The sequence below is a fragment of the Maribacter sp. Asnod2-G09 genome (genome assembly GCF_045063795.1).
In the GTDB taxonomy this organism is placed as follows: Bacteria; Bacteroidota; Bacteroidia; order Flavobacteriales; family Flavobacteriaceae; genus Maribacter.
This window is the reverse complement of record NZ_JBEFOA010000003.1, coordinates 11,023-26,757: the sequence shown is the minus strand read 5'-3', so window position 1 is coordinate 26,757 and position 15,735 is coordinate 11,023. Positions and strand designations below refer to the sequence as shown.

Genomic DNA, 15,735 nt, shown 5'->3' with positions numbered 1-15,735 from the left:
TTTATAAAAAACTAATGGTACATAAACAAATTACGTCCTATTTTATAGAACATTACAAGACTACACCTACCCTTATTAAAGCTCCGGGACGAATCAATATAATTGGTGAACATACCGATTATAATGAAGGTTTAGTACTACCTGCCTCTATAGAAAAAGGGATTTATTTTGCTGTTTCTGGCAATGACCAAAATAGTATTCAGATTGAAACTTTTTTAACCCAGCCAGAGAAAATTATATTCCAATTAAATGGCGAGCATCAAAAATTTGAATCTTTTTGGGGCAACTATTTTAAGGCTATTATTGAAATTCTAGTCGCAAAAAACTATCCCTTAAAAGGCATGGATTGTGTTTTTGGTGGAGATATTCCTATAGGATCTGGTCTCTCTTCTTCTGCTGCATTGTGTTGTGGTTTTATTTACGCCCTAACTAAAGTATCAGGTAAAGAGATTTCAAGAGAAGAAATTGCTTTAATCGCACAAGAAGCAGAACATAAAATAGGGCTTAATTGCGGATTAATGGATCAATATGCCGTGCTTTTCGGAAAAAAGGGAAATGCATTTTTCTTAGACTGTAAAGATTTGAGTCATACCTACATCCCTATAAATCTTGAGGGTTATAGTTGGGTATTAGTGAATTCTAATATAAAACACAATTTAGCTGTTGATTCTGAATATAATAAACGCCGCGTTTCTTGCGAGAATATTGTAAAAGAAGTACAGAAATATAAACCTGAAATTACTTCGTTACGTGATGTTACGCTAGAAGATTTAGAACAGGTTACAGCTGTTGCCAACGCAATCGATATTAAGCGCGCAAATTATATTATCGAAGAAAACAATCGCGTTCGCAAAATGATCAAGGTATTATCTGATGGTGATGCCAATGCTGTTGGTGCCGTACTTAAAGAAGGTCATTGGGCAATGTCTACACAATATGAAATAACCACAAACGAATTAGACGCTTTGGTTAAAATTGGTGAAAGTTTAGATGGTGTGCTTGGTTCTAGAATGATGGGTGGCGGCTTCGGCGGTTGCACTATCAATTTAGTAAAGACAGAAGAACTAGATACAAGTATAACATCTTTGCTAGACCAGTATAAAGAACAAACTGGTATCGATGCTGAATACTATCATTTGGCTATTGATGACGGCGTCAAAGTATTTGAATAAAATTTAAAATATTTTCCATAAAAAAAGTCCGCGTTTTATAACACGGACTTTTTAAGTTTTATAAAGATGCTAATTACTTAGAACTCCATTCCTTAATTGAATCGTTGTTCATTTTAATGTAATCATTGTTACCAGCTGCAGTCGCACCTGTTAATGATTTCTTGGCAGCTTCGATTGCTCCTTTTTTATCACCAGCCTTAGCTAAAATTAAAGACTGCTGTCTTAATTGCCAGAATGCAGGCTTATCTGTCATAGACATTGCTTTGTTCATCCATTCTTTGGCTTTATTGATATCTTTACCTTCGCTAGAATAGTATACTGCAGCAGCATAGTAATCACCAGCAGATGGTCCGTTTAACGCTTTATCAATACTGCTCATTACAGTAGCATCCGTACCAACAGTAAAAGGAATTGCTACATAAGTGTTTTCCCAAATGATACCAATATTTGCTCCGTTAGAAGTTACATCATCAAAAGTGATCGTAAAAGTTTCAACAGGCATTTCAATTTTGTAAACAGGTACAGATAATTGAGCAACTACTTTGCTTTCTTCCCAGTTACTTGGCGTACCACCACCTACAGTATCAGTGTAGATAAAAACTTCCCATGCAGAAGCTCCTGGTTTAGTGAAAATAGAATATGTTCCCGCTTTAACTTCTTTACCACCGATAGTTACGTCAGCGTCAAAAGTTACTAAAGTGTATCCGTTTGCTCCTGTTCTCCATAATTTATCAAAAGGCACTAAGTTTCCAAATACTTTTCTACCTCTCATAGAAGGTCTAGAATAGTCAATACTTACTTCTGTTAAACCTACAGTCTGCATTAATTTAGCTGCGGGACTAGGTGCTGGTGTATTTATTTGTGCTTCAACAGTTAAGGAAGCTACAATTGCTAATAAAAATAGTACTACTTTGTTCATGATTATTTTGCTGATTAGTTATTTATCGCAAAACTACTTATAAAGGAGGGGTCGAAATGTTAACAAATTCTTAAATACGAAGGTCGTTATTAATAAACGGCAAAAGATTTTGCAACTATACCATCTTCTAAGTATAAAGCCAAATAATAAATTGAAGATTCTAGATGATGCGAGATAACACCCTTTTTGCTTATCCCTCCCGATTTTTGCCATATTTCTTTACCAGATAAGTCATAAATAACCTGTCCGAAAACCGTTTTATCTGTGGCGATGGAATAATGGTAAAGATTTGAAGAATTATCTCTGTAAATAATCAATTTACCCTCGTCATTAGAATTCTCAGGAACTACAGGTGTTATTGGATCTGCAGGATTCTCACTTTCTTCAGGGTTTTCAGGTTCCTCTGGAGACTCAGGGTTCTCTGGCTCCTCTGGAGTTTCAGGCTCTTCGGGATTCTCTGGTTCTTCGGGATTCTCCGGTTCTTCCGGGTTCTCTGGATTTTCAGGCTCCTCCGACACAACATCTGAAATCTGAAAAGAAAATAACCGTGATGGCGATTCAATGGTAGGTGCTTGCCTTGAATAATATTCCGATGAAAAGAAATAACTGCTCGAACTGGTTTGCGTTAGTCCCTCCGCTTGAATAAAATTAAGTCCTAAAGATTGTTGTGTGTATCCTTCAAAAACAGCATTAAAATTTAAATGTTCTACAATACCCACAAACGGAGTCAATATCGAAGAATACCCGATTACAACCAATCTGTTTGATTCAGCATCATAAGTTGCATCAGTAATCAACCCCACTTCTTCAATATTCCCTACAATACCTGCCGTATACTTTCCTGGAAATTTAGAAAATTCATAAGCCACTGACCCTTGAGATTGCCATTGTTTTGTCAATACCACTATTCTATCATCGATAACAAAAAATGCTTCTGCATCCCAATCACTATTTCCATTGTTCTCGAAGGCTTGCTGATCCTCGTACGAAAAGTTTATGGTCGTTGCGGTAACGGTATTAGAACTTAGATAGTCTTCTTTTAAAATTCTATGAACCGCTAAGTCCGTTCTTATACCCACATTATTACCAAAATCCCCTATGTAGATATATTCATCATCTTGAGAAATCGCCTCCCAATCAATATTTTGAATATTGGTAACATTCACTCTTCTCTGTATAGATAGCGTCAAAGTATCTAACTCATAAAGTACAGCTTCATTACCCGAATCATTATGTGTAATTAAATTGCCGTTAAAGTAAATTAATCCAGATGTTTCAAACACATCATCGGGCAGTTCGCCAACAGTTTGCACATTCTCTTGCGCAGCTAACGTAGCTGTACTAATGAAAAAAATAATAAGACCCAACTGTTGAATAAAAAGTTTCATTGCTGCAAAATAAGCTAGAATAATGTTAATCACCTGTATTTAAGTGACCTAAATTCAATTTAATCGATAAAGTCAATTTTTACGACTATTACAAAGCATTTTTAAATAATGTTTAAGTATTTTTGAATATTGTTAGACATTTATACAGTCTATCTTTATTAAATGTGCATAAATGAAATTATATCAATTACATTCAAAACAAGCGCTACCTATTGGCAAAAAACAAGCATGGGAGTTTTTGTCTGATCCAGCAAATTTAAAGGTTATTACGCCCGAACATATGGGTTTCAATATTCTTTCAGGAGCAGATAGAGCAATGTTTCCTGGGCAGATTATACAATATAAGGTATCCCCTTTTCCTGGTTATACTACAAAATGGGTAACTGAAATAACCCACGTAGATCAAGGTAATTATTTTGTTGATGAACAAAGGTTCGGTCCATATTCACTTTGGCATCACAAGCACTTTATAAATGAAATTGATGAAGGTGTAATTATGGAAGATATTATAGACTATAAAATTCCATTCGGGCTTTTAGGTCAGTTAGCTCATCCTATCATCGTAAAAAAACAGTTGATGGAAATATTTAAGTTCAGAGAAGACAAATTGAAAGAGCTCTTCGGCACTATAGATTCCATCCCTAATGAACTTCAACTAAAATCTTTTTAAATGAAAAATATATTATTAATTGGAGGGTCTCATGGTATTGGACTTTCAATGGTAAAAGAATTACAAGAAACGCATAACATATTTGTTGCATCACGAACAGATGAACAATTGCAGTACGAAAACATAACTCATATCGAATTCGACGTTACTAAAGACGAACTAGATATTTCTCAGCTACCCGAAAAACTTGACGGATTTATATATTGCCCTGGCAGCATAAATCTAAAGCCATTTAAAATGATGTCATTAGACACCATGAAAGATGATATGGAACTTAATTTCTTTGCCATGGTGAAAATCGTGAAGCAAATAATTTCATTGATGAACGACGACTCGAGCATGGTCTTTTTTAGTACTATTGCGGTAGGTACAGGTATGCCTTTTCATACTAGCGTAGCTGCTGCTAAAGGTGCTATTGAAGGTTTCGCAAAGTCAATGGCGGCAGAGTACGCACCTAAAGTACGAGTTAATGTAATAGCACCATCTTTGGTAGATACACCATTAGCAAAACGACTTTTGAACAATGATAAAAAACGTGAAATGATGAGTGAACGTCACCCATTAAAAAGAGTCGGAAATCCTGAAGATATTGCAAATGCAGCAGTCTTTCTTTTGAGTGATAAAAGTACATGGATGACCGGACAGATTATAGGTGTAGATGGCGGACTCTCAACTTTAAACATCAACTAAATGTCTAAAAAAGTATCTATATTTTGGTTTAGAAGAGATTTAAGATTAGACGATAATGTCGGCTTTCTTGAAGCTTTGAAAGGTAACCACCCAGTATTACCCATTTTTATATTTGATAAAGAAATTCTTTCAAAATTACCGAAAGATGATGCAAGGCTTACATTCATACATGAGACCCTGCAGCATATGCGAAATCAGTTACAAGAAGAGCATGATAGCTCTTTAGCTATGTATTTTGGTAAGCCTTTAGCTATTTTAAAAAGTCTTACTCAAGAATACGAGGTAATGTCTGTATATACTAATAGAGATTATGAGCCTTACGCAAAAGAAAGAGATGAAAAAATAGCTGGTTTTTTAAAGGAGAATTCAATTAAATTTAAAACATTCAAAGACCAAGTAATTTTTGAAAAATCAGAGATTGTTAAAGGTGACGGAGATCCATATGTAGTCTACACACCTTATAAGAATAAATGGCAAGAGCATTTTAGTGCCGATAAAGATTTGGTGATTCATTATACGAGTCAGCATTTAGCTAATTTGATTAAAAACTCTCGTTTACCCAATTTATCATTAAGTGATATCGGTTTTGAAAAATCTAATATTGAAGTGCCCAACTACGATGTCACCCCTTCTCTCATTGATAATTATGAAGATACCCGTAATTTTCCAGCAAAAGAGAACGGAACATCTCACTTAGGTCCGCATTTACGTTTTGGTACTGTATCGGTTCGTAAGATGATGAAAAAAGCCATCGCCGAGAACAACAAAGTATTTTGGAGTGAATTGATTTGGAGAGAATTTTTTATGACTATTCTTTACCACTTTCCACATACTGTTGACAACGCTTTCAGATCAAAATACGACCGTATAGAATGGCGAAATAATGAAGAGGAATTCGAAAAATGGAAAACTGGAACCACTGGCTATCTTTTGGTAGATGCCGGTATGCGCGAACTAAACGAGACTGGTTATATGCATAATCGTGTGCGCATGTTGGTAGCAAGCTTTTTATGCAAACACCTTTTAATAGATTGGCGTTGGGGAGAAACCTATTTTGCCGAAAAGTTATTAGATTATGAATTGAGTTCAAATGTGGGCAATTGGCAGTGGGCCGCAGGTAGCGGTGTTGATGCTGCACCTTATTTTAGAATTTTCAACCCTATGACACAAGTCGATAAATTCGACAAGAACAAAGAATACATAAAAACCTGGATTAAAGAATTTGGTACCGACAAATACCCAGAAAAAATGGTAGATCACAAAATGGCTAGAGAACGCTGTTTAACAACATACAAAGAAGCCGTTAGCTAAGACTATTTCGCCAATTGACGATTTAGCTCTTGCTGATTTACAACTCTTCTTTTTAGCATATTTACATAACGCAAAGCATCTTTATTTTCGTAGTCTGTATAGGCTTTAGAAGCATATTCTATTGCCTTGTTCAGGTTACCGTTAATTTCGTTGCTAATGGCCATATTGTAATATGCTCTACCCGCAACCTTACTTTTGGCATTGTTTAAATCGGCATTCCATAAATCTGCGGCACCATCCCAATCACCAGCTTTTGCGCGTCTATCGGCAATTTCTAAATTGTTACTTCCTATTATAAAATAATCTCTAGCAATACGAATTTTTTCAGGTCTTGTAAAAAGAGCATAGTTCGCACCTAATTTAGAACTTACACTTAAAACAGCCTCTTTTCTACCAATAACAGCCTCTAATGCCTTTACAGGATTAATTCCTTCACCAGAAGAAAATAGTCTATCATTAGAAACATATTCATCTATAATTGTTCTATTAGACGGGTCATAGATTCTCCATCCGTTTTTAATTGCTGTATTTAGTTTTATTCTATGTCCCGGTACGTTTGCCTCAATACCTAAATTATTAGGTATTTTAACTGTCGTAATTTCATAATCGGCTGCGGTATCAGTATCATAAAATTCTAATGAAAATAGAACGTCTACGTCATTTTCCTTGCAAATTCTATCAACAATTTCCCAAGAAATTTCTGAAGGAAAAATGCTTAATCCCTTTTCTATATCTTTTTGATTCTCAATTACCTTAACAGCATCAAATCGATTACTACGTTCTAATTCATATTTGAGTCCCGTTACGGCATTTTGAGCGCCTTCCTTATCCAAATTAAGTCCCTCTAAAGATAAAATCTTATCAATATTATCTACAACCTTGTTCTTTTCTGATGCACTACTTCTATTAACTATACCAATATTAATTACATCATTTGGTATCGGTACTTGAGCAGGTTGGGTAATACCCATCGTCATTCTATTGGTAGAACTACACGCCATTATTGAAAAAAATGCTGTGATCACGAGTACTTTATAGGCTAGGTTTTTCATAATTCGAAATTTTTAAAACTTTGGGATTTGAGTAATAACGAAAAATTGGACATTAAATTATATTATTTACAAGCGATTGCACTCTCAATTTTTGAATCCAAAATAATTCATTAAAAATGAGTCGAACTTAGATATACGCAATTAGAGCCCTCATTTACAAAGTGACATCTAGCGTTTTATTTTGGTATATTTACTAGGACTTTAATCTGAAGTTTAACACTACTAATGATTAGGGAACTAACAACCAAAACGACTAATATGAAAAAAACAGTATTATTGGCACTTTGTTTATGTATGAGTGCTTCAGTTTTTTCTCAGAAAATGAGCAAAGACAAAAACCTAATTATCGCTTCTGTCGAAAAACACAAAGAAGAACTTATTAAAATTAGTGATTCTATCTGGGCACTAGCCGAAACTGCTTTTGATGAAACAGAATCTTCAAGAATTTTAGCTGATTATGCTGAAAAGAACGGATTGACCGTTACTAGAGGTGTTGCCGATATACCAACAGCTTTTACCGCAACGTATGGTTCTGGTAGCCCTGTAATAAGTATTTTGGGCGAATTTGATGCCCTACCAGGAATTTCTCAAAAAACATCTCCTGTAAAAGAACCTTTTAAAGAAGGAGCTGCAGGTCATGGTTGCGGACACAACATGTTCGGTACAGCTAGTCTTGGATCTGCAATTGCGATTAAAGAACTAATGGATGCCGGTAAAATAAAAGGAACCGTAAAATTCTTAGGCACACCAGCTGAAGAAAAATACTTTGCAAAAGTATGGATGGTAAAAGCCGGATTATGGGATGATGTCGATGTCAACGTTAGCTGGCACCCATCTGCAGGTATTGAAGCCGATGTACAAAGCGGATTATCACTTATCGATTTTGTAGTTGAGTTTTACGGTCAGGCAGCACATGCCTCAATGGATCCTTGGAACGGTCGTAGCGCATCTGATGCGTTAGAATTATACACAACAGGCATCAACTATTACAGAGAGCATATTTTACCATCTTCTAGAATTCACTACCATATACAAGATGGTGGTCAGGTTGTAAACGTGGTACCAGATTACGCTAAGCTTTGGGTACGTGTTAGAGACCCTAAAAGATCAAATATGTTACCAACGTATGAACATGTAAAAGCAATGGCAGAAGGTGCTGCTATTATGGCGAATGTTGAGTATAAAATTTCATTGGTATCAGGTATTTATGAAACATTGGTTAACCGCTCTGGCGGAGAAATCATGCAGAACAATTTAGAGTTACTAGGTCCGATTACCTATACCGAAGAAGAAACGGTTTTTGGTAAAGCAATTCAAAAAGCAACCGGCAAACCAGAAGTTGGTTTTGATGGTACCGTTCACCCATTGAGAGAAACGTTAGAAAACCCGGGCGGTGGTTCTACAGATGTAGGTGATGTAAGTTGGAATGTACCTAATATTAATTTAGGGGTTTCTGTAGCACCTACAGGTACACCTTGGCATTCTTGGGCTGTTGTTGCCTGCGGCGGAATGTCTATCGGACATAAAGGAATGATTCATGCATCTAAAGCAATGGGCATGACGATGTTAGACTTATTTCAAAATCCGAAATTAGTGACGAAGGTGAAAGAAGAGTTCAAAACCCGTAAAGGTGATGAAGTTTATGAGCCAATGATCGATGGTCCACCACCGTTAGATGGAGAATAAAACACAAGTAACAAAGAAGCTATCTTAACAGATAGCTTCTTTCATTTTTAAGTAACTTGAACCATCAAACTTAAACATCAACAATGAAAAAGATTATCGCATTATTCATTTTTATTACGGGTACTTTTGCCTCGGCCCAATCGTTCGATTTTCAATACGATCATTACTCAGTTATCGTAAAAGATTTGGATAAAGTAGGCGCATTTTATAAAGATGTTCTGAACTTGAAAGAGATTCCACACCCTTCCGCCCCTTCGGGTTTTAAATGGTTTGCAATACAAGGAAATTCACAATTACATTTAATAGGAAAAGATAGCGTAGCTATGGAACATAGTAAAAGTGTACACCTTAGTTTGGCTACCCAAAAATTAGATGAATTAATAGCTTCTCTTGAAGAAAAGAACGTTCCGTATTGGGATTGGCCAGGGAAAGAAAATACAGTAACCTTAAGAGCTGACGGAGTAAGACAGATTTATTTAAAAGATCCTGAGAATAATTGGGTGGAGATTAATAATGCTCAACATTAATTTTATATAATCTTAAAATTATGAAGAGCACAATTAAAAAAATATTTCAACTAGGCTTCCCCTGGCAAACACAAGATCCATTTTTATTCTGTGTATATCATTTGGACCACTACCCTAAGGGAAACGGAAAACTAGGTCCTGATGATTCTTTAGTAGGAAGAAATTTAGGTAACGATTTTCAAATTAAAGACGGGTATAGAATGTATCAAGGAACTACGATACCCGGATTCCCCGCACATCCGCATCGCGGCTTTGAAACTATAACAGTAGTGAATAAAGGATTTTGTGACCACTCTGATTCATTAGGCGCAGCAGGACGATTTGGAGAAGGAGATGTACAATGGATGACTGCTGGCAGCGGAGTACAACATTCAGAAATGTTTCCGCTAATTCATACAGAAAAAGAAAATACCCTAGAGCTTTTTCAAATATGGTTGAATTTACCTGCTAAAAGTAAATTTGTGGATCCGCATTTTAAAATGCTTTGGCATGAAGATATTCCGGTATTAAAATTAGAGCAGTCCACAGTTAAAATTATTGCCGGTAGTTTTGGTTCTGAACAAGCATTAAAACCTGCCCCTGATTCATGGGCATCAGAGTTAGAAAATGATGTTGCTATCTGGAATATAAAAATTGAAGCTAACGACGCTCTAATATTACCAAAAGCAAATGAAGGTTCAACTAGAACAATTTATTTCTATGATGGTGATTCTTTAGAGATTTTGGGCGAAATAATAACCCTCAATCATGGTATTGATGTAGATGCAAACACTGAAATAACATTGAAAGCCATTGAAAAAGAGGCTAGTATTCTTGTATTACAAGGCAAACCTATAGATGAACCTGTGGCTAAATATGGTCCGTTTGTTATGAATACTGAAGAAGAATTAGAAGATGCTATGAATGAGTTTAGAACTACGCAGTTTGGTGGTTGGCCTTGGAGACATCCTGATCATGTACACGAAAAAAGCAAAGGACGTTTTGCAAAATATCCTGACGGCACTTTAATTGATAAATAAATGTTAGAGACAATACGTTTAATTTGCGATAGTGGTTTATTGGTACTAATTTGGATTGTACAATTAATAATATATCCGAGTTTCTCTTATTACAAACATGTAGATCTTTTTCAATGGCACAGTAGCTACACCAAAAGAATTGCTGTTATTGTAATTCCATTAATGGTCACGCAATTAATCATAAGTCTTATTCAAGTATATACAACCCCTGATTTCTACAGCATATTATATAGTAGCTTAGTTATAGCAGCATGGATTATAACTTTTATAATGTTTGTACCATTACATGAAAATATATCTAAAGAAAGAGATGTAGAGATATCTATTAAAAAGTTAAAACTCCATAATTGGTTAAGAACCGTATTATGGAGTTTTATTTTTATGCTTACCTGTTACTTAAAATTTACATTCTTGTAATTTTAGCACCTATTGCACGTAGTCTTTCGTCTATATTTTCGTAGCCACGATCTATCTGTTCAATATTATGAATCGTAGAAGTCCCTTTTGCAGATAAAGCAGCAATTAGCAATGAAACACCAGCTCTAATATCTGGCGATGTCATTGTAGTTGCTTTTAAAGTAGACTTAAAATCATGACCTATTACTGTAGCTCTATGCGGATCACAAAGAATAACCTTCGCTCCCATGTCTAACAACTTATCTACAAAGAATAATCGGCTTTCAAACATCTTTTGATGTATAAGCACTTCTCCTCTAGATTGTGTAGCAACAACTAAAATGATGCTCAATAAATCAGGGGTTAGTCCTGGCCAAGGTGCATCTGCAATGGTTAAAATAGAACCATCAATATAGTTTTGAATTTCGTATCCGTCTAAATGAGCAGGAATATAAATATCATCACCTTTTCTTTCTAACGTAATACCTAGTTTACCGAATACTGTTGGTATTTGACCTAAATCGTCCCAACTAACATCTTTAATTGTTAATTCACTTTTAGTCATAGCAGCCAAACCGATCCAGCTACCAATCTCAATCATATCAGGTAACATACGGTGATCCGTACCACCTAATTTATCTACCCCATCAATAACCAAAAGATTAGAACCTACACCAGATATTTTGGCGCCCATTCTATTCAACATTTTACAAAGTTGTTGTAAATATGGTTCACATGCCGCATTATAAATGGTAGTTTGCCCTTCAGCTAAAACCGCTGCCATAACAATGTTTGCAGTTCCGGTAACGGAAGCTTCATCAAGCAACATATACGTACCTTTCAACTTATCTGCTTCAACACCGTAGAAATATTCTTCGCGGTTGTAGCGAAATTTGGCACCTAATTTTATAAAACCTTCAAAGTGTGTATCTAAACGTCTACGACCAATTTTGTCACCACCTGGTTTTGGAATATAACCTTTACCAAAACGTGCCAATAATGGTCCTACCAACATAATAGAGCCTCTTAAGCCCCTACCATCTTGCTTAAACTGATCAGATTGTAAATATTCCAAGTTAATATCATCGGCTTTAAAACTATAAGAACCTTTGCCTTTCTTTTGAATTTTTACACCTAAGTCTTCTAAGAGTGCTATAAGTTTATTAACATCAACAATATCTGGAATGTTGTTAATTGTTACTTTTTCGTCTGTAAGTAGTACTGCGCAAAGTATTTGAAGTGCTTCGTTCTTTGCTCCTTGAGGTGTTATTTCACCAGATAACTGATGCCCTCCTTCGATTTTGAATGTCCCCATCTAGAGAAGTGGAAATTTAATAGCGTTTTTTACCGCGGTTATTATTATTTCTTTGATTTTTCTTTCCTGAATTATTCGAGCGCGGTGTTTTCGCAACTCGATTTTTAAGGAACTGACCGCTATCTGTCAAACTTTCGCCTTCAGCAGCTAAATCTATGCGACCATCACTTAAATCGAATAAATGTTTAAAAATAGCTTTATCATCAACTACATCTTTATTCCAATTCAGGTAACATTTTTTCATGTGATTGGCAATCGCATATTCCAAACCAGAACGCTTATCACCCTTCTCCCACTCTACGGCAACATCAACCATACGTTTAATGTTATTACCGTAAAAACGATATTTAGGAAAATTTTGAGGATACTCTAAAGCCTCTGGTCTTTTTCTCAATATCTCTTTCGAAGTAATTGGAAAAGGAGAATCTACATCCAATTTAAAATCGGACATAATGAACAGCTGATCCCAAAGTTTATGTTGAAAATCAGGTACATCGCGCAAATGGGGCTGTATATTTCCCATTACACTAATGATCGCTTGCGCTACTTTATTTCTTTCTTCACGGTCTTCAATTGATATCGCATGGTTCACCATTTTTTGAAAATGACGACCATACTCTGGTATAATCAAATGTTCACGCTCGGTATTATATTCTAGGTTTTCTACTAATTGCAAATTGAAAATTTTAGCTTAATGTTTTTGAGAAGTATTCTTATAACGATGCCAAATTAATAAAATTATAGATGAAATGCTATTTTACAAGGATATTACGCCCTCTATTTCACCTACTTTTTTATATTTTTCAATAACCGCATCAGGGCTATTTAAGTTTACGGTAATAGAAACACTGGTATATTTACCATTTTTAGATTCTTTTAGATTGATAACCGCACCGGTATTATCAAAAATGGTATTTATTTTATCAATTTTATCTGTTTTTGTCTCAACAATAAACTTATACAAATAGTCAGAAGGCCATTTTGAAGTTTCTGTTAATTGCTCCTTTAATTTCTTATAGAATTCAACTGGGTTATTTTCGTCCATCACTAGTATTTTATGCAAAGATAAGTGTAATGAACCAGTTTTTTAATATTGTTGGTTTATGTACTTTTGCTGAACTAAATTATGAGTTTGAAAAGCAAGAGAATTGTTGTAACAGGAGGTCCGGGAACAGGAAAAACAGTATTAATATCATCACTTGAAGAAAATGGATACCATTGTTTTCATGAGGTAATTAGAACGATGACTTTAGATGCATTAGGCGATGTATCTTTAGAAGACAAATTAGTGAATCCCATTGATTTTGTAAAAGATTCAAAAAGTTTTAATGATGAATTGATTGATGCCCGTTTACAACATTTTATCAATGGCCAAAACATACATAAAGATCATTTATTCTATGATCGCGGGTTACCAGATGTTATAGCTTATATGGATTATTTTGGGCAACCTTCAGAAGAACGTTATGCCAATTTATGTTTAGAACACAGGTATGACGAGGTATTGATCTTACCACCTTGGAAAGAAATTTATGTGCAGGATAATGAACGAATGGAAAATTTCGAACAAGCTTGTGGCATTCACGATAAGCTTGAAAAAACGTATATTGATCTTGGGTATACGCCAATAGAAGTTCCATTTGGCACTATAGAAAATCGTATGCAATTCGTAGTAGATTTTATAAATAAAACGGGTGAATAATACACCAAAAGAAATTTTATCAAAATATTGGGGTTTTGACAGCTTTAGAGGCTCTCAAGAAGAAATCATCAATGCCATTTCTAATGGTCAAGATGTTTTAGGTTTATTACCCACAGGAGGTGGTAAATCGCTATGCTTTCAAGTACCAGCAATAATGAAAGAGGGGATTTGTATTGTTATATCTCCGCTAGTAGCCCTAATAGAAAATCAAGTCGACAATCTTCAAAAACTAGGCATTAAAGCCATAGGTCTAAAAGGCGGACTCAAATTTACTGAAGTAGATAAGCTATTAGATAATTGTATTTATGGCAGTTATAAGTTTTTGTATTTATCACCAGAGCGCTTACAGCAAGAATTGGTACAAGAACGTATTAAGGCTATGAACGTTTCTATGTTCGTTATCGATGAGGCACATTGTATTTCTCAGTGGGGTCACGATTTTAGACCTGCCTATTTAAGCTGTTCCATATTACGAGAGCTACACCCCACCCCACCAATGGTTGCTTTAACGGCAACTGCAACTAAAAGAGTTAGCGATGACATTATTTCTTCATTAGATCTCAATTATCCTTTTGTAGTAAAAGATTCCTTTTTTAGAAAAAATATAGGATTCGGAGTCCTACTGACCGAAGATAAAAATGGTCGCTTAAAACAATACTGCCAGCAAATAAAACACAGTGCCATTGTATATGTTAGAAGTAGAAGAAAGGCAGAAGAACTATCTAAATTTTTAGTAAAGAATAATGTAAAGTCAACGTTTTATCATGGCGGTGTTGATCAAAAAATGAAAACAGAACGGCTCAATCTTTGGTTAGAAGATAAAGTTCAAGTTATGGTTGCTACCAATGCTTTTGGTATGGGTATAGATAAACCAGATGTTGAGTTGGTAGTTCATTATCAAATTCCCGATAGTTTAGAAAATTACTTTCAAGAAGCAGGTAGAGCCGGAAGAAACGGAGACTTTGCAAAGGCAATTCTACTTACCAATACTACCGACAAGGTATTGGTAAAGAAACAATTTATCGAGATTTTACCAGATGTTGCCTACGTGAAAATGATTTATAAAAAATTAAATACATTTTTTCAAATTGGCTACGGAGAGTTTACCGATGCAAAGTTTCATCTAAATTTTAATGAATTCTGTAACATATATAAGCTAAATACATTTTTAACTTATAATGCATTACAGCTACTAGACAGAAACTCGGTACTATCACTATCTGAAAATTTCTCAAAAAAAATTACTATCAAATTCATAACAGATAAGGATACATTATATAGGTACATTGACAAAAATTCTAAACTTGCCGATTTCATAAAAGTAGTTCTACGCACCTATGGCGGACTCTTTGAATTCGACACACAAATTAACATGTACTTATTATCTAAAAAAACAGCTATATCAGAATCAGTGTTACATCAAAACTTTGAGCAACTAGCAAAAGATGAAATTATTGAATACACCAGTGTTTCAAGTGATTTAGAAATGCTGTTCTTGGTACCACGAGATGATGACCGCACCATTAATATTTTCGCAAGAAATATTGAAGAGCAAAATCAGCTCAAAATTGAGAAGGTAACGAAGATGCTCAACTACATTGAAAATGACACTGTTTGTAGAAGCATTCAGCTATTGGAATATTTTGGGGAGGTTCAAGAAAAAGAGTGTGGAATATGCGATGTGTGCATCAGCCAGAAATTAGGCAATACAGATGTTGTACACGCCAAAATAAAAATCATTCAACTTTTAAAGCAGAAAGCTGCAAGTTCGCGAGAATTAGAAAAACGATTAAACATCAATCAAGACATTGTTATTGCAGCCTTACAAGAACTATTAGAAGACAATTACATAACATTAAACACTATAAACGAATACCAACTATTATAA

16 protein-coding genes are annotated in these 15,735 nt (G+C 35.0%); 10 read left to right on the top strand and 6 right to left on the bottom strand.

Translation table 11 applies throughout. The features are described 5' to 3' along the window. Positions 1–14 precede the first annotated feature (14 nt). On the top strand, positions 15–1,172 hold the full coding sequence (gene galK / locus ACJJVT_RS03950) for a galactokinase (RefSeq protein ID WP_405396711.1): 1,158 nt from the start codon (positions 15–17) through the stop codon (positions 1,170–1,172). A gap of 73 nt (positions 1,173–1,245) precedes the next feature. Here the strand turns inward: galK and ACJJVT_RS03945 are convergent, their stop codons facing one another. Further along, positions 1,246–2,091, bottom strand: coding sequence for a DUF2911 domain-containing protein (locus tag ACJJVT_RS03945; RefSeq protein ID WP_405396709.1), 846 nt, complete (start codon positions 2,089–2,091; stop codon positions 1,246–1,248). A gap of 89 nt (positions 2,092–2,180) precedes the next feature. Continuing rightward, positions 2,181–3,479: a hypothetical protein gene (locus tag ACJJVT_RS03940; protein ID WP_405396706.1), complete on the bottom strand. Its 1,299-nt coding sequence runs from the start codon at positions 3,477–3,479 to the stop codon at positions 2,181–2,183. Between the two features lie 172 nt (positions 3,480–3,651). Between ACJJVT_RS03940 and ACJJVT_RS03935 the strand changes: the two genes are divergently transcribed. The 3 genes from ACJJVT_RS03935 to ACJJVT_RS03925 are packed head-to-tail and all read left to right on the top strand — an operon-like array spanning position 3,652 to position 6,150. After that, positions 3,652–4,149 (top strand): cell division inhibitor, encoded by a 498-nt coding sequence (locus tag ACJJVT_RS03935; RefSeq protein WP_405396705.1) that lies wholly within the window; start codon positions 3,652–3,654, stop codon positions 4,147–4,149. After that, the gene (locus ACJJVT_RS03930) at positions 4,150–4,839 is read left to right on the top strand and encodes an SDR family NAD(P)-dependent oxidoreductase (RefSeq protein WP_405396702.1); all 690 of its coding nucleotides are present in this window, start codon (positions 4,150–4,152) and stop codon (positions 4,837–4,839) included. Then, a complete protein-coding gene (locus ACJJVT_RS03925) occupies positions 4,840–6,150 on the top strand; it encodes a cryptochrome/photolyase family protein (RefSeq protein ID WP_405396700.1) in 1,311 nt (436 codons plus the stop codon). It abuts the gene before it with no gap. Positions 6,151–6,152: 2 nt separating this feature from the next. On the opposite strand, the gene ACJJVT_RS03920 is transcribed toward ACJJVT_RS03925, so the two are convergent. Continuing rightward, positions 6,153–7,202, bottom strand: a complete 1,050-nt coding sequence (locus ACJJVT_RS03920) for a DUF6340 family protein (protein WP_405396699.1) — start codon at positions 7,200–7,202, stop codon at positions 6,153–6,155. Between the two features lie 258 nt (positions 7,203–7,460). On the opposite strand from ACJJVT_RS03920, the gene ACJJVT_RS03915 reads away from it, so the two are divergent. From ACJJVT_RS03915 to ACJJVT_RS03900, 4 genes are all read left to right on the top strand, one after another. After that, positions 7,461–8,888 (top strand): amidohydrolase, encoded by a 1,428-nt coding sequence (locus tag ACJJVT_RS03915; RefSeq protein ID WP_405396697.1) that lies wholly within the window; start codon positions 7,461–7,463, stop codon positions 8,886–8,888. Positions 8,889–8,971: 83 nt separating this feature from the next. Then, positions 8,972–9,415 (top strand): VOC family protein, encoded by a 444-nt coding sequence (locus ACJJVT_RS03910; protein ID WP_405396696.1) that lies wholly within the window; start codon positions 8,972–8,974, stop codon positions 9,413–9,415. A gap of 20 nt (positions 9,416–9,435) precedes the next feature. Then, a complete protein-coding gene (locus ACJJVT_RS03905) occupies positions 9,436–10,434 on the top strand; it encodes a pirin family protein (RefSeq protein WP_405396694.1) in 999 nt (332 codons plus the stop codon). After that, positions 10,435–10,851, top strand: a complete 417-nt coding sequence (locus tag ACJJVT_RS03900) for a hypothetical protein (protein ID WP_405396692.1) — start codon at positions 10,435–10,437, stop codon at positions 10,849–10,851. It abuts the gene before it with no gap. Here ACJJVT_RS03900 and murA read toward each other — a convergent pair. From murA to ACJJVT_RS03885, 3 genes are all read right to left on the bottom strand, one after another. Then, entirely contained in the window at positions 10,838–12,145 is a 1,308-nt protein-coding gene (murA, locus tag ACJJVT_RS03895) for a UDP-N-acetylglucosamine 1-carboxyvinyltransferase (protein WP_299316831.1), read from the bottom strand. The two genes, ACJJVT_RS03900 and murA, sit on opposite strands and share 14 nt — an antisense overlap. Positions 12,146–12,161: 16 nt before the next feature. Continuing rightward, on the bottom strand, positions 12,162–12,821 hold the full coding sequence (locus ACJJVT_RS03890) for a DUF4290 domain-containing protein (RefSeq protein WP_299799421.1): 660 nt from the start codon (positions 12,819–12,821) through the stop codon (positions 12,162–12,164). Positions 12,822–12,902: 81 nt separating this feature from the next. Next, complete coding sequence (locus tag ACJJVT_RS03885; protein WP_405396689.1) at positions 12,903–13,190, bottom strand: DUF493 family protein; 288 nt, start codon at positions 13,188–13,190, stop codon at positions 12,903–12,905. Between the two features lie 87 nt (positions 13,191–13,277). Here ACJJVT_RS03885 and ACJJVT_RS03880 point away from each other — a divergent pair, with 87 nt between their 5' ends. Both ACJJVT_RS03880 and ACJJVT_RS03875 read left to right on the top strand, forming a co-directional pair. Next, positions 13,278–13,847 (top strand): AAA family ATPase, encoded by a 570-nt coding sequence (locus tag ACJJVT_RS03880; protein WP_405396686.1) that lies wholly within the window; start codon positions 13,278–13,280, stop codon positions 13,845–13,847. After that, the gene (locus ACJJVT_RS03875) at positions 13,840–15,735 is read left to right on the top strand and encodes an ATP-dependent DNA helicase RecQ (RefSeq protein ID WP_405396684.1); all 1,896 of its coding nucleotides are present in this window, start codon (positions 13,840–13,842) and stop codon (positions 15,733–15,735) included. Before ACJJVT_RS03880 ends, ACJJVT_RS03875 begins: the two co-directional genes overlap by 8 nt.

Coding starts and splice junctions, on each gene's coding strand:
- ACJJVT_RS03935 (WP_405396705.1), top strand. CDS start 3,652: ATGAAATTATATCAATTACATTCAAAACAAGCGCTACCTATTGGCAAA.
- ACJJVT_RS03905 (WP_405396694.1), top strand. CDS start 9,436: ATGAAGAGCACAATTAAAAAAATATTTCAACTAGGCTTCCCCTGGCAA.
- galK (WP_405396711.1), top strand. CDS start 15: ATGGTACATAAACAAATTACGTCCTATTTTATAGAACATTACAAGACT.
- ACJJVT_RS03925 (WP_405396700.1), top strand. CDS start 4,840: ATGTCTAAAAAAGTATCTATATTTTGGTTTAGAAGAGATTTAAGATTA.
- ACJJVT_RS03930 (WP_405396702.1), top strand. CDS start 4,150: ATGAAAAATATATTATTAATTGGAGGGTCTCATGGTATTGGACTTTCA.
- ACJJVT_RS03920 (WP_405396699.1), bottom strand. CDS start 7,202: ATGAAAAACCTAGCCTATAAAGTACTCGTGATCACAGCATTTTTTTCA.
- ACJJVT_RS03915 (WP_405396697.1), top strand. CDS start 7,461: ATGAAAAAAACAGTATTATTGGCACTTTGTTTATGTATGAGTGCTTCA.
- ACJJVT_RS03945 (WP_405396709.1), bottom strand. CDS start 2,091: ATGAACAAAGTAGTACTATTTTTATTAGCAATTGTAGCTTCCTTAACT.
- ACJJVT_RS03940 (WP_405396706.1), bottom strand. CDS start 3,479: ATGAAACTTTTTATTCAACAGTTGGGTCTTATTATTTTTTTCATTAGT.
- ACJJVT_RS03885 (WP_405396689.1), bottom strand. CDS start 13,190: ATGGACGAAAATAACCCAGTTGAATTCTATAAGAAATTAAAGGAGCAA.
- ACJJVT_RS03900 (WP_405396692.1), top strand. CDS start 10,435: ATGTTAGAGACAATACGTTTAATTTGCGATAGTGGTTTATTGGTACTA.
- ACJJVT_RS03910 (WP_405396696.1), top strand. CDS start 8,972: ATGAAAAAGATTATCGCATTATTCATTTTTATTACGGGTACTTTTGCC.
- murA (WP_299316831.1), bottom strand. CDS start 12,145: ATGGGGACATTCAAAATCGAAGGAGGGCATCAGTTATCTGGTGAAATA.